The following is a 20,637-nucleotide window of genomic DNA, read 5'->3' as shown; positions in this document are numbered from 1 at the left end:
GAATTTATTTCATTCACGAAAGAGCCTTTAATCCCATGACTCCGCACACAATAAAAGCCACACTAACCATACGCTCCTTACTTTTAGATTCTCCAAATAAGAGCATATTTAACAAAACGGCACCCGCTGTTCCGATCCCAATCCAAACGGCATACGCTACACTTATTTCCAAAAATAAGAAAGATGTGTATAGAAATACGAAAGAAATACTTAATCCACCGACATAAATGGCAGCATTTTTCACTGATTTATCCTTACTATACATATTAAGACCAACTACCCCAATGATTTCACTCAATGCAGCACACAAGACGAAAATCCATCCCATTTTTACGCAACTCCTTTCGCAACTTCTTTATTATCAGCTAACTTCAAGCCAATAACGCCAGCTACGATCATAACGATAAAGAATAATTTTCCAAAACTAAAACTTCCACCAAAAAGAAACACATCCATTAAGAACGTTCCCACAGTTCCTGCCCCAGCAAAAATAGCGTATACTGTTCCCGTCGCAATGTTTTCACAAGCTTTAGAAAGAAGATAAAAATCGATAATAATAATTCCTACAACGATTCCCCAATGCCACCATGCATGAGCTGTATTAAAACCAAATACCCAAAAAACTTCAAACAAACATGTTAATATTACATATAACCAACCGCTATTTTTCATACATTCCACCTCTTATGACTGACTATCATTCATTTTTAACCGAGAGTTTATTACCATTTTGTAATGCATGCATGACAAAATCCAAAACCTCTGCTTTTTGTAAATAAACCTCTTCCTCTTTTGTTTGATCGTATAAATACATTTGCTCCGCTGCCGATTCAACTAAAGCGATAAAAAGTTTCGACGTTCTTTCCACGTGAATACAACTCCGTATTACATTCGCATTCTTCGCTTCTTCTAAAAAACCTTTCATCCAAATATAAAGAGGTTGATACACACGCTCCCACTTTTTCACATGTTCCGTTGCTGTTAGACCGACATATATTAACGCCTGTATGTCATGATGTTCCTTTATAAAATCAAAAATTGCATCTACAATTTTCGAAAATGTATCTAAGAAAGAAGAGCGATTTTGTATTTTTTCTTCCACTGCGCCTATCATCTTCTCCACCATAACTTCTGCAATAGCAGGTATTACAGACAATTTTGAAGAAAAATATAAATAGAAAGTTCCTTGCGCAATACCAGCAGATTTCACTATGTCTGAAATCTTCGTTTTTTCAATCCCTTTTTCCCTAAAACATTCGATAGCAGCATATACAATTTTCTCTTTTTTGGACATTATCTACACCCTTTCGCAAAAATGACTGAATGTCATTCACTTATATTGTATATACATATTTGATAAAATGTCAACCTACTGTACTTCATACAACGCGTAAAATTCTGCTTTATAACAATTATATACTCCTCAAATTCAAATATGTGCCTTGCTATAAAAAACACATACTCAACTGAGTATGTGCCGCATCCACTCTCCCCTTACACTACATACCGAATCATCGCAATTTCATCACAACAATCAAACTTTGGACAATGTCTACAATCCACCCACACTTTTTCAGGCAACAATTCCTTATCCACAAAATCAAAACCACACTTTTCAAAAAACGTCGTTTGATAAGTTAAAGAAATCACCCTTTTTACTTTTATTTTAGCAGCCTCATTCATAACATGATTCACTAACATACGCCCTAATCCTCGCCCGGCACATGTATCTCGTACAACTAATGAGCGAATTTCCGCAAGGTCTTCTCCTAAAACATGTAGCCCAGCAACACCTAAAACTTCCTTGTCTTCTTTTACCACATACAAAGATTGCAAATGCTGGTACAAAGATAAAAGAGAACGAGGAAGAACAACCCCTTCCTTCGAATATACTTCAATTAAGTTATATACATCTTTCACATCACTTGTAATTGCGTTAGAAATTTGCATAATTGATCTCCTTGCATTAAATATTTATAACCTTAAATGTATATTAATTCATAAATTTATATAATAATACACCCACTCCTTACTTGCGTCAATTATTATTCTGAATTTTATATATAAAAAAACAAGCACTGATCTCATTCAGTACTTGTTTTCGAATCTCTTATTGGTAATACTGTAGAATACTTAATTTCACGGAGCGCTAAACTCGTTTGAATCCGTGTAATCCCAAGCTTATTTAACTTCCTAATAAAATGCTCCAGTTCCTTTCGATCCCGATTTGCAACCTTTAATAAATAATCATACTCCCCTGTTAAACAATGACACTCCAATACTTCAGGCATGGATTCTAGTTCTCTTTCCAAGACTTCCAGCTTTTCCGATTGATGAATATTCGTACTCATAAAAATAAAACATAATAAATCAAATCCAAGCTTCTCTTGATTTAAAATCGCGACTTGTTTATCGATAAAACCTTCACTTTCCAATCGTTTTACTCTCGCATGTGTAGCAGGTGGCGATAAATTAACCCGACGAGCAAGTTCCGCATTACTAACTTGCGATTCCTTTTGCAGTACATCTAAAATTTGCAAATCCACATCATCTAACACTTTAATAACAGACGATTCCATAAAACCCCTCTTTTCTAACCGATGATTCTTCGAAAAAGCATATATAACGCTTAGTAAATTTGAATAAAATTCTTTATATGCAGCTATTAACCTTTTATTATTTTGAATTTTACTAATTATACAAAATAACATATTAGATAAACAAGAAAAATGCTAAAATTATTTACAATTCACATGATATAAATTGAACCTTTAATCAGCAGGGGTTTTCAACACATAAATTACTGCTATGAAAACAAAACAGGACCCGCTCTCGTTTTTTCTTTTTGTTTTTACTCAGCATGGGGCCAAAAAAGGCTCTGACCGCTTCTATGCATGACCGGATCCTCTCTTCCATCAAAAAAAGAAAGGGCTTGTCGTTTTTTTATTTACACACTACTTAAAAGGAGTCACAAGCTATGCCTTATTTTTATGTCTTTTTATTATTGCTAACAAGCTTATTATGGGGTGGGAATTTTGTCGTTGGGAAATCACTTGTAGATCATGCTTCTCCAATGACGCTTACAAGTTTAAGATGGATCATTGCCGTTCTTTGCTTATTCCCAATTGTTTGGTTGAAAGAAAAGAGACTGTTCCCACCACGCGCTGCGATTCTTCCCTTACTTATTATGGGAGTCACCGGCGTTGTTCTCTTTAACATTTTTCAGTTTTTAGCACTGGAACAAACATCCGCAACAAATGTTGGGCTTATTTCCACATTAAATGCGATTTCAATTGCCTTATTCTCATCTTTATTCTTAAAAGAAAAAATAAATAGATTTCAAATCCTATCTATGATTCTTTCTTTTTTCGGCGTTCTTCTCGTTCTATCAAAAGGCAATATCGCACTTTTATTTTCATTACAGTTTAATAGCGGAGATTTGTGGATGATTGCAGCAGTTTGTATTTGGGGCATTTATTCTGTTTGTAGTAAATGGGCAACAAAAACGACCTCACCGATGATGGCAACCTTATATTCTGGCGTTTTCGGTGTCATTCTATTACTTCCATTTAACATACCAAGCTTTACTGTTTCCAATATCAATGCTTCATTTATCACTTCTCTGTTATATACAGGTTTAATCTCAACTGTAGTTTGTATGGTATTTTGGAATATTGGCGTTCAAAAATTAGGAGCAACTACAGCAGGAATCTTCCTAAATTTCAATCCAATCTTCACCGCTATTTTAGCTTTTTTATTCTTAGGAGAAGCATTAACGTGGGTACAAATTTTAGGGACTGTCATTGTCGTTACTGGATGCTATTTATTTTCTCATTTCAAAACCGCCGTACCTCGCGCACATACTAGTCTGGCACGTAGCCACTAAAAATCGCCGGTATCTTCAAATAGATCCGGCGATTTTTTATCGCGCATTAACGGGCAGTAAGACCCTGGTTGATTCAACTTTATTTCTCAAGTTCAAAAAGATAAAAACTATCATCTCCAGGCGGATGTATTACAATTACAGTACGCTCACCTTTATGATAGGAAGTCGTTTCTCCCTCAGAACTTCCTTCTTTCCATCCTTTTAGTCTTAACCCAATAGGTGGTAGAAATGATGTATACTGATAGTCCCTAGGATTATCATCTTCAACATAATTCGAAAAAATAGAAACGGGAAAGTCTTTAATTTTTGATTCTTTCGTTAGTGTAAATGGTACGCATATTGCAAGTATAAGAACAATAACTATAATCTTCTCCCCCGTAAACTTCATATAGTATACATACCTCCTTTATACAAAAACAATCGATTTCTTTCTATAATATGAAAATTTTAACATAACTACTGATTATATAGAATCTTTCAAAGTAAATGAACACTACATTTTGTACGCGAAAAACAAAGCTATTTTACGTGATAAACAGTACATATTATTAATAATTCAGTATATTATAACTAATCATAACGGGGTATCCCCTTTTTTTATAGTCTTGTTTAACTTTTCTGTATATTTCAATATTTATATTGGGAGATTAACAGGAGGGAAATACATGAAAAAACATTATTTTCTCTAACCAATAGATAGGAGGATTAAATTAAAATATGAGTTCTTTATACGACCCAAGATATCATTTACATTTAGGTTATTATGAAAATAAATATGATTTTGAAGCCATTGCTTATAAACAAAAAGAAAATAACATTTGGGATATATTTTTTGATTTTAAAATGTATATGTTAGCATTACCTGCAGAATATAGTAAGCAATCTTATGAAAACCATGGTGTTCATATTTTTTCGATTCGTACAGAGGATTTGGATTATAATTTAGGGACATCTGAATTTACGAAATGGTTAATACAGCAAAAAATAGTAAATTAAAATGATTTTTTAAATTGATCTCTTATTGTTTCTTATCTTAGCTATAAGGGATTACAATAATCCGTGTTGACAGCCTAAAAAGAAGAGTTTATCCACATAGGATAAACTCTTTATACGAAATACTTCTTTAGTAAAGGCGGCGTAATAATCGTCGTAAGTATCACAACAATGACAATCGCAGTAAAATTTTCTTTCGCTAACAAATTCGCTGTTAATCCGTTTGCTGCAATGATAAGCGCTACCTCTCCGCGCGATACCATCCCAGCCCCAATACTAATCGAGGATTTCAAATCAAATCCTGTTAACCTTGCTCCTAATCCAGATCCTACTAATTTTGTGAAGATGGCAATGAGCGTCATAATAACAATAAACCAAATTTGGCTCCCAATTCCTTGAAATGTAATTTCCATTCCGATACTCACAAAGAAAATTGGAACAAAAATCGCATACGCAATCGGCTCTATTTTATGTTCTACCTCATGTTTATATGTTGTTTGAGAAATCGCAATCCCAGCAGCAAATGCACCGATGATACCAGCAATCCCCATTTTCTCACTATAATACGCAAATGAAAAACAAATAATGAGTGCTGCACTAATTAACGCCTCTGATACGCGAAGTGGTACTAACATTCTCATAATCCACGGTACAACTTTCCAGCCAATGAAAACAATACTTACAAAAAAGATAATTTTCTTCGCAATGACGAGTGTAATATTTACATCTTGTGTCCCTAAAAAGCTCATAACAAACGCTAATAAAATGACGACAATTACATCATCGAAGACAGCAGCGCCTAAGATCGTCGTACTTTCCCTCGTATTCATTTTTCCTAAATCACGCAATGTTTGAACAGAAATACTCACCGATGTCGCACAGAGTAATAACCCTAGAAAAATGGCATGAGATTGCAGCAGTCCAAAAGCAAGACCTGCTAAATATCCACCGAGAAAAGGAAAAATGATACCTCCCATTGCTACTGCAAATGAAGATTTCAAATTACGGTTTAACTCTTCTAAATCCGTTTCGAGTCCCGCCATAAACATCAGTAACAAAACGCCAATTTCACTCAGTTCATCAATCAATTCAGAGCTATCAATGATTCCAAACATAGCAGGTCCAATGATAATTCCTACAATCAATTTACCTAATACGGATGGTTGTCCCAGCCTCACACTTATATCACCAGCTAATTTCGTACAAAGTAAAATAACGACAAGTTCAAAATAAAATAGCATATTATCTTCTCCTACTTTATAAAGTACATCTATTTCTGATGGTAGTTTTTCCTTACATCTACAATATTATTTGTCAAAATTATATTTGACACAATATTCTGAATTATATTAAAATTACTACAGCAACTGTACCTCTATTCACCTACATACTCTCTTACAGTTGGCTCATACTATACTCGCAGTTGTGAAGATTGAAGAATGAGAGGAGAGTCCAAGTGAAATCATTATTACGAAAGAAGCCACTTACGACTGAATCACCACGGCAATTAGAAAGAACATTAACTGCATTAGATTTAACCTTTTTAGGCATTGGTGCTGTAATTGGGACAGGTATTTTCGTATTAACAGGTATTGTTGCGGCCAAACATTCCGGTCCTGGTATTATGTTATCTTTTCTTATTGCCGCATTTACCTGTGCATGCGTGGCCTTCTGTTATGCAGAATTTGCTTCTTCCATTCCGATGTCAGGAAGCGTTTATACGTATGCCTATATGACAGTTGGAGAAGTCGTTGCCTTTATTGTTGGCTGGTGCTTAATGCTCGAATACTTGTTAGCCGTCGCAGCCGTAGCTGTCGGATGGTCAGGATATTTACAATCGTTACTTTCTGGATTTAACATCCATCTCCCAGCCATTATCGCCTCCGCCCCCGGAATGGGAAAAGGCGGAATTATCGATTTACCAGCTGTATGTATTTTACTTTTAATTACAATGCTTCTTAGCTTTGGTATACGCGAAAGTGCTCGTATTAATAACATTATGGTATTAATTAAATTGGCAGTCATTATCGCCTTTATCGTAGCAGGTGCAAAATACGTCAAACCTGAAAACTGGACACCATTTTTACCATTTGGATATGATGGCATTATTACAGGGGCAGCAACTGTATTCTTTGCTTTTCTAGGATTTGATGCCATCGCAACAGCTGCTGAAGAGACGAAAAAACCACAGCGCGACTTACCAATTGGAATTATCGGATCTCTTCTTATTTGTACCGTATTATATATGATTGTATCCTTTGTTTTAACTGGGATGGTTCCTTACACACAATTAGATGTTTCTGACCCAGTTGCTTTCGCCCTTCACTTTGTTGGTGAAGATACGATTGCTGGATTATTAGCTGTCGGTGCCATGACAGGGATGACAACTGTCCTTTTAGTCGTTATGTATGGACAAGTTCGTGTTTCTTATGCAATGAGCCGTGACGGTTTACTTCCAAAAGCATTATCTCGCGTCAATCAAAAAGTGAAAATCCCATTATTGAATACATGGATTACGGGAATTGCAGCAGCTTTACTAGCAGGATTACTAGACTTACACTTACTTGCAAACTTAGTGAATATCGGCACGTTAACAGCCTTTGTATTTGTTTGCTGCGCTGTACTTATCTTACGTAAAACACATCCAAACTTACAAAGAGGGTTCCGTGCCCCATTCGTCCCTATATTACCAATCGTTGCAATTTGCTGCTGCCTGTATTTAATGATTAATCTGTCTGCAACAACGTGGAAAAGCTTTGCCGTTTGGCTTGTCATTGGACTATGCGTATATTTCTTCTATTCTAGGCGTAATAGCCATTTACTGACTGAAAAAAATAATGATGAACAAAAAGAAGCATAGAAAAACAGCTCGCCATATAGCGAGCTGTTTTCTCTTAACGTCTATAGAATTAAAAATATACCGATGCAAGCTGTAAAACAATTGATACACAAGCTTCCATTTCCACATTTCCATTCTACTCTATTTTGTTTCTTTCTTTTTCTTTCTCCATACATTTAAGCTATCAAAGAAAAAGTTAATAAACAACGTTCCTAGCCCCGCTAATACGAATGTCATTAAAAATAGAATCCATAGGCTTTTGTCTTTCAAAAAATAATATCCAACAAGGAGCACAACTGCAGTCCATACATATTCAAGAATTCTTTTTAGCTTTTTCTGTTCCAAATTTTTCGCTCCCTTATCCTGTCTTTCTACTTTTAGTATAACAAAAAAGAAGCTTGCCATGACAAGCTTCTTTTTTGTTTATTTATTTACACTCTTTTCTACAAGTTGCATCGCATATTCTAATGTACGATTCATTGCTTCTACATACTGATCTTTCACTTTGCTATCTTTCACTACTGATTCTGCAATTTTAATTTTCTTTTCTAACGCTTGAACAGAACCATCTTGATTTTGTCCTACTTGAGCTTTAGCCAATAAAACTTTTGCTTCATCGATTGTTTTTTGTAATTTTTCTTTCGGTGCCTCTGGTTGTTGCTCAGCTACTTTTGATTGTAAAAATGCTTGATGCGCTGTTTTCACATCATGATATGCTCCAATTGCTTGTTCCCCTGCAGTCGCCATATTTTCAAAAGTAACTTTTGCTTCATTATAGCTCTTTTGTAATGCTGTAAATGCTGCTTGTGAATATTGTCCTGGCTTGTCACCAAACTCATAAGAACCAGCTAATGTCTCTTTTACTTTACCGATTTCCTCATATAAAACATTTAACTCTTCTAACTTTGTACGATTTGAAAATTCGTTATATGCCGCTAACACTTCAGAAGACGTTAACGATTTACTGTATAATTTCGCAAGCGCAACTTGTCCATTTAATGGAATACCACCATTACCATTACTTGTTGGATCTGCCCCAATCGCAAATGGTACATTTGGATGATACACCTTCCCTGTTGCTGGCTGGCTATTTACTTTTTTACCATCTACATAGATTGCGATTTCATTTCCGTTATATGTTCCTGCTAAGTGATATGTTTTATTTGCTTCCAATTGCGTACCCACGCGTTTATAACTGCCGCCAATATGAGCCCATAATTCCACATATCCATCTCCTGTAGATTCAAACCCAATTCCGCCGCTCTCTGTATTTTGCAAAATACCTTGACCACGAATTTCATTCATTGTAACTACTGTTTCTAATGTAAATGCATTTGCTACTTTAGCCTTTTGATCTGCTGAAAATGGGATATAACCAAACGTATTAGCTGCACCATTTAATTTCATCGCATGTTTTTTTAATGCTTTATCATACTCAATCGTTACATTTCCTTTTACATCACCTTTTGTGCCAAATGGTGAGTAATCTTTAAATGTACCATCTAAGAAATTCACATCGAATACATCAGCTTTCGGTACTTTTACATTCGGATCGATGATTTCTTTTTTCGTTGTGACTTCTGCTTGTAACGGTCGTTCACTTTCATTTCCGAATGAGTCAATCGCAACCACCTCTAAGTTGTATGTTTTCCCACTCTCTAGCCCGCCTAATGTAAATGTAAGCTCTTTCGGCACTGGATCGCGATAAAACTCTGAGAATGCTAATAGCTTATTTTTAATTTCTCCTGTTTCTTTATCGCGTACTTGCAGGCGGTAAGAATGTAAAAGAAGATTATCCTGTGCTTGCGGGAACGTCGCTGTTACTGACGTTTCTGTTACATTTGAAACTTTTAACTTCGCATTTCCATCAAAAGATGGCTTTTCTTTATCACGATTTTCTACATGTGTAAATGATTCTTTTTTCGATGGCAATTGAATTTTCCACGGTTCGCCTGTCCAAGAATTTGTATGGAAATCACGACGATTAATTGTTACTTCTTTATCATCGACTTCTACTAATAAACCTTGGCTTAATTCGCTTGCACCAGGAGGAATATTCCCTTGCACTTTCCCGCCCTCTACTTCCATATAACTTACAGAAGATGTTCCAACGGATGTAAAGTCTTTTTGATGAATCGATCTTGGGTCATCTAACGGATAATGCGAATGACCAGAGAATGTAATGGCTTGTGGGTAATTTTTTAATACTTCATTAATTTTCGCACTATCTTTCGTTCCCCACTCATGACTACCGTACACAGTTTCTTTAATATGCTGATGTAAGAACACGAAAATTGGTTTTTCTGGATCATCTGCTTGCGCTTTTGCAATTTCTTCTTTCAACCAATTAATTTGTTGATCAGAATAATAACCATGTGTTGTTCCATCTTCTGGAGACATAACAAGGAAGTGATATCCTTTCACTACTTTATGATAATAAATAGATTCCATACCTGTTTTTTCTAAAAAACGTTTTTGTGCCCCTTCTACTGATAAACCGTTCCAATAATCATGGTTTCCAAGTGAGTTCATTCTCACTGCATCTTTATTTGCATATTGATTATACACTTGCATAAAACGATCGTATTGCTGATTCGAACCTGAATCGGTAAAATCACCAACAATCACAAACGCATCTTGCTTTGGTGCAAGCGTATTAAACTGCTCAATCGCTCTTTGCCAACGAAACGTATCATCTGTTCCGCTATTTTTAATATGTACGTCACTTACAACCGGAAAAACAAGTTTTTTCTCTTCCGGCTTCTTCTCCTCTTTCTTCTCTTCTGCTTGTACAGAAGCGTTCCATGGAAATGATACAAATGCTAGAATAAAGACTGCTAGTAAACCAATAAGACCTCTTACTTTCTGAAACATGTTCCTGCTCACGTAAATCCCCCTCATAACTGATTTCCTATCATACGAGGAACATTATACCTATCACGTATTAACTGCATTTAAATCTGCTATGAATAATATTTAATTTTTGTAAATATACTGTCTATTTCATGTAAACTCCCACATTAACGGTATCATTTCCGTTCCCTTTCATTAGTCGACATTTTAGTAAGCAATAACACTTATATCGAGGGGCGTTATTGTTGTCAATTCACATATTGTAAAAAAATATGCGAATATATAAATACATTCGCATATTTCTTATTTATAAATCCTTATAATTACATATACTATGATAAAGAATATCGGATTGTCATACAAAATTCGCCTGTTTCTCCTAACGTTGTCCCCAAAATCGCAACTGTATCAAAACGTCTTACTGTAAAAGAGGCGCTACTTCCTGAAGCAACAATAATTGTTTCTACAGCTGTTCCACCCGTGCCACCGCTATAAAACGTAATGGTAACTGGACCTGTTCCCGTTTCCACCTTCAAATATCCTGAGGCATAAATATCTTGTGAAATGTTGTCTGCATAAATAATTTGTCCGGGCGCCGCTATTGTTGTTATCGTCCAATCAATACATACCTTATCTTGTACAATCGTTTTTTGTGCATTTGCACAACATGAAAGATTCGTACCACAATTCCCCATTTTTATTCCCCTCTCTATGACATGGCATAACGTGTTGTAATACAAAATTCCCCTTGATACGTACCTGCTGTAGCTGGCGTTGTAATTTGAATCGTATTAAAACGACGAAACGTAAACGCAATGCTTGTTCCCTCTACCATCGTAAAAGTTTGAATTGGCCCTCCCCCTGAGTCCAATACAGTTACTGTAATATCATTTGCCGGACTTGCTCCAGGTCCCACATCATACGTTATATAACCAGTCCCAACAATATTTTGATTTACATTATTTCCATAGACCGTAAATGTAAGATTTTCTATACTAGACCACGGGTTACAAACTTTATCTTGCACATAATTACTACTATCATCTGGGCAACAAGTTAACGCTGTTACTGAGCAATTACAAGACATAGTATCTTTGTCTCCTCTCTCTATATTCCCTATATATGTATGCCCTTGCCCTTTATTTGCTTGTATCATTCATCTATTTTCAAAAAACAACTGATTACAGTTTCACTGTAATCAGTTCGGATTTTTTCCTATTCATTTTACTTTCGCAAACCTTTTTAACTTACTTACAAGGTGAAATACATGCACCCTCTATACAGATTCTACATTCTTTCTTTTTTTCATAAATTTATAGATTAGAATACCAATTACTGCAAAACAAGCGATTCCAAGTATCGGCAACATATACTGATCTAAAATCCCGCCCGCTTTCTGCCAATGCGGTCCTAACTTTAACCCTACATATACATACAGCGCCGTAAGTGGAAACATCGCGATAAATGTGTATATACTAAATTTCCAAACGTTCATTTTCGCCATTCCGCACGGAACAGAAATAAGCGTACGAACTCCTGGAATAAAACGTCCAAGGAATGCCACAGCTGGTCCATATTTTCCGAAGAAATAATCTGCTTTTTGAATCTGTTCTTCTTTTATAAAAAAGTATTTTCCATACTTCAATAATAACGGACGCCCTCCATAATAACCGAGTGCATATAACGTTAATGGTCCAGTCGTTCCCCCAATTGTTCCCGCCAGTACCGCAAGCCAAAAGTTCATATCCCCTTCATATACCCAATATCCAACAAGTGGCAACACAACTTCTGCTGGGATAAACTCAAATGTTAATGCTAAAGCCACACCAAAGTAAGAAAACTGCTTTAAATACTCAATGACATCTAAAATAAATTGTTCCATATATGCACTCCTATCCTCTATTCAAATCATATTTTTCCTGTAAATGCACTGGTGCCATTTTCACAATTCGCTGCAAAATGAAGAGTACAACAGCAACATCATCTAATACTCCAAAAAACAGTAGAAAATCAGGGATAAGATCAAATGGGAACATGACATACCCGATTAATAAAGCAATGGATAGAATTTTCTTCTTCACTACAACTTCTTTTGATGTGAAAAAATCATATAAGAATGGGCCAAACCGACGAAAATGAAACATCAATCGAAATCGATTTATAAACTTTTTCACTTTCTACCTCTCCTCTTTCTGCATACAAAAAGGACCTTTACCAAACATAGTAAAGGTCCTAAAAAGACAATAAGGGGCCTTTACCATTGCTGGTAAAGGTCTCACTAACAACAAAAATGTTGCCAATAAAGCCGAGGGTTTCTCCCTGTAATGACGACTTTATTGTGATAAGTTACTCCCCTTTGTATACGCAATTTTATAAAATTACCTTAAAATATTTGATAGCACTTGTCAATCTTTTTCGGTTATCCTTCATTAATAGGCTGATACATACTTGCTATCGCTTGCATTTCAGAACTCGGTGCTGGCGATAGCTGATAATACCCCTTTTTCACCATATACTGCCAAATGTCATAAGCATGGTGACTACTATTTAAAAACGTATTTTCTAAAAGCATTCTTAACTCAGGATTCGCAATTTCTAATAAAGAACCTGCACAATTAAATGCAGAAGATTTTTGATTCAATAAATATCCAAGTGCAATAGATCGATCATTAGGAGGCTTTGTAGCTACACTTGGCGTAACTGGCAAGTACTCTTGTGAAAGTGCCTCTGTATACGAAGGTAACAATGGATTTAATCTGGATGGCTGAAACTTTGAAATATTAGGGGAAGATTCCTTTTGTACAAATTCCACCTTCAAGTTATACGCTTGTACATGAAAAGGAAAATGTCTCTGCAACAGTTGTTTCAGCTCAGGATCCTGTGCTTGTTGTATATATGTAGACATTGTATTAATCGTGTTATAATCTCCAGCAATCAGTTCACTTAAGTCACGTAATTCATGCGTAGCCAATTGCATTCGCTACTCCTCCCTTCTATAATTCCTTCCTAGCATTTCCTAAAAAAACAAAAATACCAATAAAAATCCACATCACTGCGAATTTTTATTGGTATGAATTAAAGCGGATTACATTTCGGCATCTCTAATCCAGAAGATTGTGCTAATTTCAATAAATAATAACATTCTTCCCTTGCCATATGATCTGCCATTCTTGCAGAGATGATGGTTAATATTTGATCAGATAACTCTAATTCCTCTAATTCGTGAAGGAAACGTGAGAATAGTGTTAGTTCTAATGAAACATCTTTTGTAAATTTCTTTAAGGCTGGAAAAGAGTGCAGTTCCGTCCGTAAGTAACCCGTCATTTCCACAGCTTTCAAGTAAAATTGTTCAAAGTGCTTTTCATATTCCTCACACTTTTCTTTCAGTCGTTTTTCGACAAGATCTAGCCCACCTGAAATAGAACTTGCATGCCCTGCTGCATCCGTTAGCCAAGCAAGATGATAATGTAACTCGTGGAAAATAGGTGGTACTTCCCCTTTGATTAAATACTCTAATACCGTTATGTATTCTTCCACTTCGTTTACCATATGGTTAATGAAAGTTGGTGTAAAATGAAGTTTGATTTTCCCTTCTAATTGCTTTTGTATAATATGCAACTTAAGTTTTCTAATTTCCTCTGTGGCCTCATGCGCATCTTTCGCAAATGCAACTAAGTTCACCTTATGAATATCATTGAGGAATCTATCGAATAGTTGTACAAAATATTCCGCTTTTTGAATCTCTTCTTTTTCATCTGGCGATAAGGCATCCAAAAGAAACTGAGCATGATCCCCAAGAATCTTAAGCCAAAATTTATGTTCAAACAAAGCATTTTCTTCATACGTGCTATTCATCCGGTTAACTCCCCCTTAACTACTCTCTCGGCTCAATTAAAATCTTATACCCGTCAGGATCATGTACAACAATCCCCCCGCTCTTTACTTCTTCAAATGAAACACAATAAAATGCTAGTTTTTTCCGCACCTTTTCTATATCGCCAAATGGCAAATTAAAATGTATATTCGAAGATTGTGCCTCGCCAACACCTTGCCCTTTATCACGATTTAAAACGAAGCAAATTCTCGTTTCCTCAACATCATACCAAACACCAGGTACATGTAATTGTGGTCGGTGTTTACTCGGCTTAATTCCTAAAACCCCTTCATAAAAATATAATGTTTCTTTTAAATTCCTTACTTCTAATACAATACGATTTGTAATCATCTCCACATATATTTCCTCCTCGACCCTACTAGTTTTTCTATATGAGTCATAAATGACAATTATGTCTGAATACAATACGTAGTGATGAATGTTTCACTTGTAAAGGGGGCTTATGTGATGGACAAATTTATGAGATCTTACACACCTTTCCATGGTCCAAACGATCCTTGCCCGCCGATTGGCAAGAAATTTTATTCAACCCCTCCTCATTTATTCATGGGATTCCAACCACCAAACTTGCCGCAATTCTCGCCTAGCGAAGCGTTAAGAAAAGGCACTCTATGGCCTGCTTTTTATGATTACTATGAAAATCCATACAAAAAAGGACGGTGACAACAATCGTGGCTCAAACATTGCCAGATGAATATTATAAGTGGATAGAAGAACTGCAAGAACTCGATTTTGTATTAGTCGAACTCACGCTTTATTTAGATACCCACCCTGATGACGCCTCAGCTATCAATCAATTTAATGATTTTTCCTATAAAAGAAGGTTACAAAAGCAGAAAATCGAGGAAAAATATGGCCCGCTTCAACAGTTTGGAAATAGTTACTCTAACGCTCCGTGGGAATGGAACAAAGGTCCTTGGCCATGGCAAATATAAAGGAGAAAAACAATGTGGATATATGAAAAAAAATTGCAGTACCCGGTTAAAGTAAGTACTTGTAATCCAGCGCTCGCTAAACTACTAGTCGAGCAGTATGGCGGCGCAGATGGTGAATTGGCAGCGGCGCTCCGCTATTTAAACCAACGTTACACCATTCCTGATAAAGTAGTCGGCTTGTTAACAGATATCGGTACAGAAGAATTTGCCCATCTTGAAATGATTGCTACAATGATTTATAAATTAACAAAAGATGCTACTCCAGAACAAATGAAAGCAGCAGGACTCGATGCTCAGTACGCCAATCACGATAGTGCGCTCTTTTATCATAATGCAGGTGGTGTTCCCTTTACAGCCACGTACATACAAGCAAAGGGCGACCCAATTGCAGATTTGTATGAAGACATTGCGGCAGAAGAAAAAGCAAGAGCAACGTATCAGTGGTTAATTGATTTGTCAGATGATCCTGACATAAATGATAGCCTTCGCTTTTTACGTGAGCGCGAAATCGTTCATTCCCAGCGTTTCCGCGAAGCTGTAGAAATTTTAAAAGAAGAACGGGATAAGAAAATATATTTTTAAATATTTCGTGCACATACCAAAAACGGTATGTGCACATTTCTTACTCATATTTTTGAATAAAAAGACTCCCTCCTTTACTCCACTCCGCATAACATACTTCTTTCAAATCTGTTTTCTGCTTCTTTAGCTCTTTTTGTAACCATACCTCATGCAACCCAAACTTTTTTAAATTGTATGTAATAAACTCCCCATCACTAATAAGAAGAATCGGTAATACATTTTCCTTTCCCTTTATTTTCAAATCTTTTCTTGTCGGTATATCTACATCATATTTTTTCATCACACTTATCGATCCATCATTTTCTAAAACCGCAAATTCTACATCTTGCAGGGAAAATATATCCTTTGCACGAAGCAACTGCTGCAGTTGATCAACATCTAAACGATTTTTCTTCATTTCATTCCAATCTAGTTTTCCATTCGCAATTAAAATTGATGGTTTTCCTTCAAGGAATAAGCGAGCAATTCTCCATTTTTGCGTGATAATTTCTGTGATTAATATGAATGCTCCCCACACAACAACCGCAAAGATAATCCTTCCTATATGAGCGTCTTTATTATAAATCGCATCCCCTAAAAAATTTCCTAAAACGAGTGCTGAAATAAAATCAAATGGTGTAATTTGATTCATTTGTGTTTTCCCAAGAATTTTAACGACTAAAAACAACGCGGCATATCCAAATAGCAGTTCAATAAAGATTTCTACATAATCCATACTGTGTCACCTTTCTCTACTCCACACATCTTATCCCGCTATCCTTAGGCACTAAGCCCTTCACCTTACCAGTAACAGTTTTACTTTCTTAATCCAAAATACCTTTGCATATAGTATGCCACCATAGATTCGAAAAATATAAAGTGAAACTTTAATCAGCGGAGTTTTCTGCATCCTTTTCGTTTTTCTCTAAATTTTGAGGTGATGATCTTAAGATGAACGTATAATTATCCGACTTAACGAATTATTTTTAAAATTATTTAAAATTTCCTGTTGCTTTCTAGTCATCAGACGATTAAAATTATAACAGTTACTCGACAAATTGTTTGAATTTTCGACAAAAAATGATATTTAGGAGGCTTTTCTATATATGCGTACAACTTTAAAGCCATCGCAAATTCTCTCGATTAGCTTATTGCTATTTGCAGTGTTTTTCGGCGCTGGTAATATGATCTTCCCGCCTCTTCTCGGACTGTCTTCAGGAGAAAATATGTGGGTCTCTATTTCAGGATTTATCATTACAGATGTAGGTTTATCATTATTAGCAATCGTTGCAGTCGCCCTTGCAGGAGGAAGCTTTAAAAATTTAGCGAGCCGTGTTCATCCAAAATTCGCAGCAGTATTAGCCATTATTATCTACCTTTCCATCGGCCCACTATTTGTTATCCCACGAACTGGATCTGTTTCTTACGAGATTGGAATTGCACCACTATTTCAAGATCAATGGTATTCCATGTTACTATTTAGCTTAATTTTCTTTACGGTTGTTTACTTCTTATCATTAAATCCATCCAAATTAGTTGATCACATCGGAAAGATATTAACACCAATCTTACTTGGAATTATTGCCGTTATGGCAACAAAAGCAATTCTGTCACCAACTGGTTCCTTTGTAGCCCCTGTCGGTGATTATAAAGAAATTCCATTTTTCAAAGGATTTTTAGAAGGTTTCTTAACATTAGATGCGATTGGCGCTCTCGTTTTATCGACAATTGTCGTAAATGCGATTCGTCAAAATGGCGTTACCGAAAAAAAATCGATCGCAAAATATACGATTATTTGCGGAAGTATTGCTGCTTTCTTTTTAACAATCGTTTATTTCTTACTTGGCTATATCGGGGCATCAAATGGAAATTTAGGTCAATTCGAAAATGGCGGTCAGCTTTTAGCAACTGTTATGTATCAATTATTTGGGACAAGCGGTAACATCATGCTCAGCATTGCAATTATATTTGCTTGCTTAACGACAGCTATTGGCGTAGTTAGTGCATTTGCCAACTACTTCACAAATGTACTAACAAATGTTTCGTATAAAAAGCTTGTGTTATATGTTTGTATTTTCAGCTTTATCATTTCAAATCTAGGATTAAGCTTATTAATCAAAATTACGTTACCTGTGTTAATTATTTTGTATCCAATTACAATCATTTTAATTTTTGTATCATTTATTGATAAATATACGAAGCGCAAACCATCTGTATACATCGGTGCAATGATTGCTGCGTTCATTACTAGCTGTATTCATGCACTTGATAATGTGGGAATGATGCCACATGCTATCACATCTATCGCAAGTGCAATTCCTTTTTATAGCTTAGGAATTGGTTGGATTATCCCAGCGATCATTGGCGGTATTGTCGGATATTTCATCCCGCAAACAGAAACAGAAGGTGAAGTTTCTACGAAATAATGAAAGAAGCAAGCATTCAGAAATGCTTGCTTCTTTTTATTTTTATCACCTCGTACAATGTTAGTATAAGCACGAACGATTAACATATAGTAACCAAAAGAAAAAACATAGGAAAGAGAATCGTTTCCTATGTTTTTTACATCGTATGTTTAAATGTAAATAACTCTTCTTTAGGAAGTGAAATAGACTTCACTTCTTCTACTTCTTTGTCTTTCTTCATTTCTCCTAATCTCACTTTTGCTATCGCATCCTCTATACTTCTTACAATCATGTTTCCTGAGAAAATAGTGAGTGCGAAAAAAGTAATTGGTACGAGCGGAATCCACGGATGTACTGTTAGAGAACGAAAATATACGCCAATTAAACCAGACCATTCATGTGTGTAAGAATCTATCTCAGTCCCCCCCCCAAAGCTCACTGACCCTCCAAAAAACACTTGAAGCAATCCTAAGTGAAGGAAGATAATAAGCGTTTGAATAAACTGCTGCATGAATACAAGTACAAATGTCATATATAAGTGCGGAAACAAATGTTTCACAATAATACGCCGTCTACTTCCGCCTAATATACGAGCAGCATCTATAAACTCTTCCTTTCGTAATTTCCTCACTTCATTTGCAACATAAAGAGAAATTGTTGGAACCGCTAGGACAACAAGCAATATGACTTGAAAGGATGCCCTCTCAAAAAAACTAGTCGTCTCTTCTCCATTCACAAAACTGGTTGCAAACTGAAGAAAAAAATACACAATCATAACTGTTGGAATGACTGTAAAGCTATCAAAAAACGCTTCAATTTTTGAGAATCCTCTTTTTACATAGGTTCCTAATATAACACCAAAAAAGACACCTAAAGCCATCCGCAGCATCGCAATAAAAACGGATATACCAATGGTCCACTTTGCTCCTTCAATAACTAGATTTAACAAATCATAACCTTTTCGATCTGTACCAAGTAAAAATTGCCATGAAGGTGCAAATGGTGGAGCTTCTACATTTCCTTGCGCATCATATTGTATTGAAACTTGGCGAATATGTCCTCCATTCCATAACGTATTCCCAATGCTAAGTCCAACTAACACAACAAGAAATAAAATACTAAACCAAAACTTTTTATCGCGCTTTATATATTTCCACATCTCTTACGCCCTCTCTTTCATCGCATCTGGAACGAAATAATGAAACGACTTAAATAGAATAAAGATCGGGATATAAATAAGTAAGATACTCACTGTAAAAACTTCAACCGGTTGATAATTTTTAATGAACACAAAAATACCATGTGTGTTAAAAAGCCATTCTATAATATACAAATTTGATAACATAAACCAAATATTTGCTTTCGCAAAAAATAATGTACTAAGCAACACATTCCGCAATACATGACGATTTAAAATATAAAAGCGATCAAACCCTTTCGCCCGTGCAAATAACACATAATCTTTTTCTAATTCTGTTTCAAAACGAAGGAGTAATAACTTTACAAACATAATTGTAGTGGGAATACTTAAACAAATAATAGGTAAGCCCCGAATAGACTCTCCACTTAGCGCAGCAATTTTAACAGGTAAAAAGCCTGTCTTTTGAAAAAACCATACGACAAGAATTTGTGATCCAATAATAAGTAAAATGTCTGGAATGGACTCAAGAAAAAGCAGGAATGTTTTCATGCGCCGCTGTATGTGCGAACGACTTCTCATCATCATATACACAATGCAGAAAGCTATACATAATGAAATAAAAAATGAAGATAAAAAAATAATCATCGTTTCTTTGTAATGAATAAATAGTTGCGGAAATAACGGCCGATTCATCCCATACGTTAAGTTTGGAATATCTATCAGCTTCATAACTAACATCTTTAAAGCCTGTACATACTGCGAAAAATTAATATGTAAGTCTTCGAATAACTTTGGAAGAGCACCTAAACAAATAATCCCTATAATGGAAAGGATAAATTGCACTGTAACCTCTATCCCATTTGAAATGACCTTTCTTGCCATTTTCCCCCTTCTCTCTATATAAAATTCCATTCTATCTATATTACGTTTTATCCCGCATTAACGGGCAGTAAGACCCCCACCTCAATATTCAGAGAGAGACGAATGTCCAGCTCTAGCGGCTAAAGAAGATAGGTGAGGGATCAACTGCCCGTAAAAGCCCGATTGGTTCAACTAATAATCAGTGAGGGGTGAAGAAACCCCCCACTAATTAAAGTTTCACTTTATTTTATAAATAATTTTCAGAATT

At 35.7% G+C, this 20,637-nt stretch carries 26 protein-coding genes; 7 read left to right on the top strand and 19 right to left on the bottom strand.

Features of this window, described 5'->3' with window-relative positions; all coding sequences use genetic code 11:
* Nucleotides 1–13 precede the first annotated feature (13 nt).
* From CN373_RS00520 to CN373_RS00500, 5 genes are all read right to left on the bottom strand, one after another.
* Nucleotides 14–328 (bottom strand): DMT family transporter, encoded by a 315-nt coding sequence (locus tag CN373_RS00520; protein ID WP_000539705.1) that lies wholly within the window; start codon nt 326–328, stop codon nt 14–16.
* A 2-nt stretch (nt 329–330) separates the two neighbouring features.
* Nucleotides 331–672, bottom strand: coding sequence for a DMT family transporter (locus CN373_RS00515; RefSeq protein WP_000797866.1), 342 nt, complete (start codon nt 670–672; stop codon nt 331–333).
* 25 nt (nt 673–697) lie between these two features.
* The gene (locus tag CN373_RS00510; RefSeq protein WP_113745319.1) at nt 698–1,297 is read right to left on the bottom strand and encodes a TetR family transcriptional regulator; all 600 of its coding nucleotides are present in this window, start codon (nt 1,295–1,297) and stop codon (nt 698–700) included.
* Nucleotides 1,298–1,494: 197 nt separating this feature from the next.
* The gene (locus CN373_RS00505) at nt 1,495–1,950 is read right to left on the bottom strand and encodes an N-acetyltransferase (protein WP_001167292.1); all 456 of its coding nucleotides are present in this window, start codon (nt 1,948–1,950) and stop codon (nt 1,495–1,497) included.
* Nucleotides 1,951–2,084: 134 nt separating this feature from the next.
* Entirely contained in the window at nt 2,085–2,579 is a 495-nt protein-coding gene (locus tag CN373_RS00500) for an Lrp/AsnC family transcriptional regulator (RefSeq protein WP_000446115.1), read from the bottom strand.
* 398 nt (nt 2,580–2,977) lie between these two features.
* Here CN373_RS00500 and CN373_RS00495 point away from each other — a divergent pair, with 398 nt between their 5' ends.
* Complete coding sequence (locus CN373_RS00495; RefSeq protein ID WP_098358604.1) at nt 2,978–3,886, top strand: DMT family transporter; 909 nt, start codon at nt 2,978–2,980, stop codon at nt 3,884–3,886.
* Nucleotides 3,887–3,965: 79 nt separating this feature from the next.
* Here the strand turns inward: CN373_RS00495 and CN373_RS00490 are convergent, their stop codons facing one another.
* The gene (locus CN373_RS00490) at nt 3,966–4,274 is read right to left on the bottom strand and encodes an outer surface protein (RefSeq protein WP_098358603.1); all 309 of its coding nucleotides are present in this window, start codon (nt 4,272–4,274) and stop codon (nt 3,966–3,968) included.
* Nucleotides 4,275–4,603: 329 nt separating this feature from the next.
* Between CN373_RS00490 and CN373_RS00485 the strand changes: the two genes are divergently transcribed.
* Complete coding sequence (locus CN373_RS00485) at nt 4,604–4,882, top strand: DUF3986 family protein (protein WP_098358602.1); 279 nt, start codon at nt 4,604–4,606, stop codon at nt 4,880–4,882.
* A gap of 110 nt (nt 4,883–4,992) precedes the next feature.
* Here CN373_RS00485 and CN373_RS00480 read toward each other — a convergent pair whose 3' ends face one another.
* On the bottom strand, nt 4,993–6,120 hold the full coding sequence (locus CN373_RS00480) for a cation:proton antiporter (protein ID WP_098358601.1): 1,128 nt from the start codon (nt 6,118–6,120) through the stop codon (nt 4,993–4,995).
* Between the two features lie 215 nt (nt 6,121–6,335).
* On the opposite strand from CN373_RS00480, the gene CN373_RS00475 reads away from it, so the two are divergent.
* A complete protein-coding gene (locus CN373_RS00475; protein WP_098358600.1) occupies nt 6,336–7,739 on the top strand; it encodes an amino acid permease in 1,404 nt (467 codons plus the stop codon).
* Between the two features lie 120 nt (nt 7,740–7,859).
* On the opposite strand, the gene CN373_RS00470 is transcribed toward CN373_RS00475, so the two are convergent.
* The 9 genes from CN373_RS00470 to CN373_RS00430 all read right to left on the bottom strand — a co-directional run bounded on the left by CN373_RS00470 (nt 7,860) and on the right by CN373_RS00430 (nt 14,802).
* On the bottom strand, nt 7,860–8,063 hold the full coding sequence (locus CN373_RS00470) for a hypothetical protein (RefSeq protein WP_033664628.1): 204 nt from the start codon (nt 8,061–8,063) through the stop codon (nt 7,860–7,862).
* A 78-nt stretch (nt 8,064–8,141) separates the two neighbouring features.
* Nucleotides 8,142–10,592 carry a LamG-like jellyroll fold domain-containing protein gene (locus CN373_RS00465; protein WP_113745318.1) on the bottom strand — a complete coding sequence of 817 codons (2,451 nt, stop codon included), beginning with the start codon at nt 10,590–10,592 and terminating at the stop codon, nt 8,142–8,144.
* 311 nt (nt 10,593–10,903) lie between these two features.
* Complete coding sequence (locus CN373_RS00460) at nt 10,904–11,266, bottom strand: DUF3992 domain-containing protein (RefSeq protein ID WP_000525992.1); 363 nt, start codon at nt 11,264–11,266, stop codon at nt 10,904–10,906.
* A gap of 14 nt (nt 11,267–11,280) precedes the next feature.
* Nucleotides 11,281–11,658, bottom strand: coding sequence for a DUF3992 domain-containing protein (locus CN373_RS00455; RefSeq protein ID WP_001277723.1), 378 nt, complete (start codon nt 11,656–11,658; stop codon nt 11,281–11,283).
* A 189-nt stretch (nt 11,659–11,847) separates the two neighbouring features.
* Nucleotides 11,848–12,453 (bottom strand): DedA family protein, encoded by a 606-nt coding sequence (locus CN373_RS00450; RefSeq protein ID WP_000434548.1) that lies wholly within the window; start codon nt 12,451–12,453, stop codon nt 11,848–11,850.
* Nucleotides 12,454–12,463: 10 nt separating this feature from the next.
* Nucleotides 12,464–12,745 carry a YkvA family protein gene (locus CN373_RS00445; protein ID WP_000713544.1) on the bottom strand — a complete coding sequence of 94 codons (282 nt, stop codon included), beginning with the start codon at nt 12,743–12,745 and terminating at the stop codon, nt 12,464–12,466.
* A 245-nt stretch (nt 12,746–12,990) separates the two neighbouring features.
* Entirely contained in the window at nt 12,991–13,548 is a 558-nt protein-coding gene (locus CN373_RS00440; protein WP_098358598.1) for a spore coat protein, read from the bottom strand.
* 98 nt (nt 13,549–13,646) lie between these two features.
* Nucleotides 13,647–14,426, bottom strand: coding sequence for a DUF2935 domain-containing protein (locus CN373_RS00435; protein ID WP_001089488.1), 780 nt, complete (start codon nt 14,424–14,426; stop codon nt 13,647–13,649).
* 19 nt (nt 14,427–14,445) lie between these two features.
* Nucleotides 14,446–14,802 carry a VOC family protein gene (locus tag CN373_RS00430; RefSeq protein ID WP_000425249.1) on the bottom strand — a complete coding sequence of 119 codons (357 nt, stop codon included), beginning with the start codon at nt 14,800–14,802 and terminating at the stop codon, nt 14,446–14,448.
* A gap of 111 nt (nt 14,803–14,913) precedes the next feature.
* Between CN373_RS00430 and CN373_RS00425 the strand changes: the two genes are divergently transcribed.
* From CN373_RS00425 to cotJC, 3 genes are read left to right on the top strand one after another with little or no spacing between them, the layout of a single operon-like run.
* Entirely contained in the window at nt 14,914–15,129 is a 216-nt protein-coding gene (locus tag CN373_RS00425) for a spore coat associated protein CotJA (RefSeq protein ID WP_000357175.1), read from the top strand.
* An 8-nt stretch (nt 15,130–15,137) separates the two neighbouring features.
* On the top strand, nt 15,138–15,401 hold the full coding sequence (locus CN373_RS00420; RefSeq protein ID WP_000079465.1) for a spore coat protein CotJB: 264 nt from the start codon (nt 15,138–15,140) through the stop codon (nt 15,399–15,401).
* Nucleotides 15,402–15,413: 12 nt separating this feature from the next.
* Nucleotides 15,414–15,983 carry a spore coat protein CotJC gene (gene cotJC, locus CN373_RS00415; RefSeq protein WP_000265284.1) on the top strand — a complete coding sequence of 190 codons (570 nt, stop codon included), beginning with the start codon at nt 15,414–15,416 and terminating at the stop codon, nt 15,981–15,983.
* A 40-nt stretch (nt 15,984–16,023) separates the two neighbouring features.
* Here cotJC and CN373_RS00410 read toward each other — a convergent pair whose 3' ends face one another.
* Entirely contained in the window at nt 16,024–16,698 is a 675-nt protein-coding gene (locus CN373_RS00410) for a DUF421 domain-containing protein (protein ID WP_098358597.1), read from the bottom strand.
* A gap of 370 nt (nt 16,699–17,068) precedes the next feature.
* Here CN373_RS00410 and brnQ2 point away from each other — a divergent pair, with 370 nt between their 5' ends.
* Nucleotides 17,069–18,388, top strand: coding sequence for a branched-chain amino acid transport system II carrier protein BrnQ2 (gene brnQ2, locus CN373_RS00405; protein WP_001260946.1), 1,320 nt, complete (start codon nt 17,069–17,071; stop codon nt 18,386–18,388).
* 136 nt (nt 18,389–18,524) lie between these two features.
* Here brnQ2 and CN373_RS00400 read toward each other — a convergent pair whose 3' ends face one another.
* The gene (locus CN373_RS00400; protein ID WP_098358596.1) at nt 18,525–19,526 is read right to left on the bottom strand and encodes an ABC transporter permease; all 1,002 of its coding nucleotides are present in this window, start codon (nt 19,524–19,526) and stop codon (nt 18,525–18,527) included.
* Between the two features lie 3 nt (nt 19,527–19,529).
* Nucleotides 19,530–20,390 carry an ABC transporter permease subunit gene (locus CN373_RS00395; protein ID WP_000101923.1) on the bottom strand — a complete coding sequence of 287 codons (861 nt, stop codon included), beginning with the start codon at nt 20,388–20,390 and terminating at the stop codon, nt 19,530–19,532.
* Between the last annotated feature and the right edge of the window lie 247 nt (nt 20,391–20,637).

Source organism: Bacillus cereus, assembly GCF_002561295.1.
Lineage (GTDB): Bacteria > Bacillota > Bacilli > Bacillales > Bacillaceae_G > Bacillus_A > Bacillus_A cereus_S.
Note: the sequence above shows the minus strand (reverse complement) of the source record. Positions and strands in the feature narration are given on the sequence as shown.

Coding starts and splice junctions, on each gene's coding strand:
- brnQ2 (WP_001260946.1), top strand. CDS start 17,069: ATGCGTACAACTTTAAAGCCATCGCAAATTCTCTCGATTAGCTTATTG.
- CN373_RS00465 (WP_113745318.1), bottom strand. CDS start 10,592: ATGTTTCAGAAAGTAAGAGGTCTTATTGGTTTACTAGCAGTCTTTATT.
- CN373_RS00505 (WP_001167292.1), bottom strand. CDS start 1,950: ATGCAAATTTCTAACGCAATTACAAGTGATGTGAAAGATGTATATAAC.
- cotJC (WP_000265284.1), top strand. CDS start 15,414: ATGTGGATATATGAAAAAAAATTGCAGTACCCGGTTAAAGTAAGTACT.
- CN373_RS00400 (WP_098358596.1), bottom strand. CDS start 19,526: ATGTGGAAATATATAAAGCGCGATAAAAAGTTTTGGTTTAGTATTTTA.
- CN373_RS00515 (WP_000797866.1), bottom strand. CDS start 672: ATGAAAAATAGCGGTTGGTTATATGTAATATTAACATGTTTGTTTGAA.
- CN373_RS00455 (WP_001277723.1), bottom strand. CDS start 11,658: ATGTCTTGTAATTGCTCAGTAACAGCGTTAACTTGTTGCCCAGATGAT.
- CN373_RS00500 (WP_000446115.1), bottom strand. CDS start 2,579: ATGGAATCGTCTGTTATTAAAGTGTTAGATGATGTGGATTTGCAAATT.
- CN373_RS00435 (WP_001089488.1), bottom strand. CDS start 14,426: ATGAATAGCACGTATGAAGAAAATGCTTTGTTTGAACATAAATTTTGG.
- CN373_RS00460 (WP_000525992.1), bottom strand. CDS start 11,266: ATGGGGAATTGTGGTACGAATCTTTCATGTTGTGCAAATGCACAAAAA.
- CN373_RS00395 (WP_000101923.1), bottom strand. CDS start 20,390: ATGGCAAGAAAGGTCATTTCAAATGGGATAGAGGTTACAGTGCAATTT.
- CN373_RS00440 (WP_098358598.1), bottom strand. CDS start 13,548: ATGCAATTGGCTACGCATGAATTACGTGACTTAAGTGAACTGATTGCT.
- CN373_RS00520 (WP_000539705.1), bottom strand. CDS start 328: ATGGGATGGATTTTCGTCTTGTGTGCTGCATTGAGTGAAATCATTGGG.
- CN373_RS00495 (WP_098358604.1), top strand. CDS start 2,978: ATGCCTTATTTTTATGTCTTTTTATTATTGCTAACAAGCTTATTATGG.
- CN373_RS00480 (WP_098358601.1), bottom strand. CDS start 6,120: ATGCTATTTTATTTTGAACTTGTCGTTATTTTACTTTGTACGAAATTA.
- CN373_RS00485 (WP_098358602.1), top strand. CDS start 4,604: ATGAGTTCTTTATACGACCCAAGATATCATTTACATTTAGGTTATTAT.
- CN373_RS00490 (WP_098358603.1), bottom strand. CDS start 4,274: ATGAAGTTTACGGGGGAGAAGATTATAGTTATTGTTCTTATACTTGCA.
- CN373_RS00450 (WP_000434548.1), bottom strand. CDS start 12,453: ATGGAACAATTTATTTTAGATGTCATTGAGTATTTAAAGCAGTTTTCT.
- CN373_RS00425 (WP_000357175.1), top strand. CDS start 14,914: ATGGACAAATTTATGAGATCTTACACACCTTTCCATGGTCCAAACGAT.
- CN373_RS00410 (WP_098358597.1), bottom strand. CDS start 16,698: ATGGATTATGTAGAAATCTTTATTGAACTGCTATTTGGATATGCCGCG.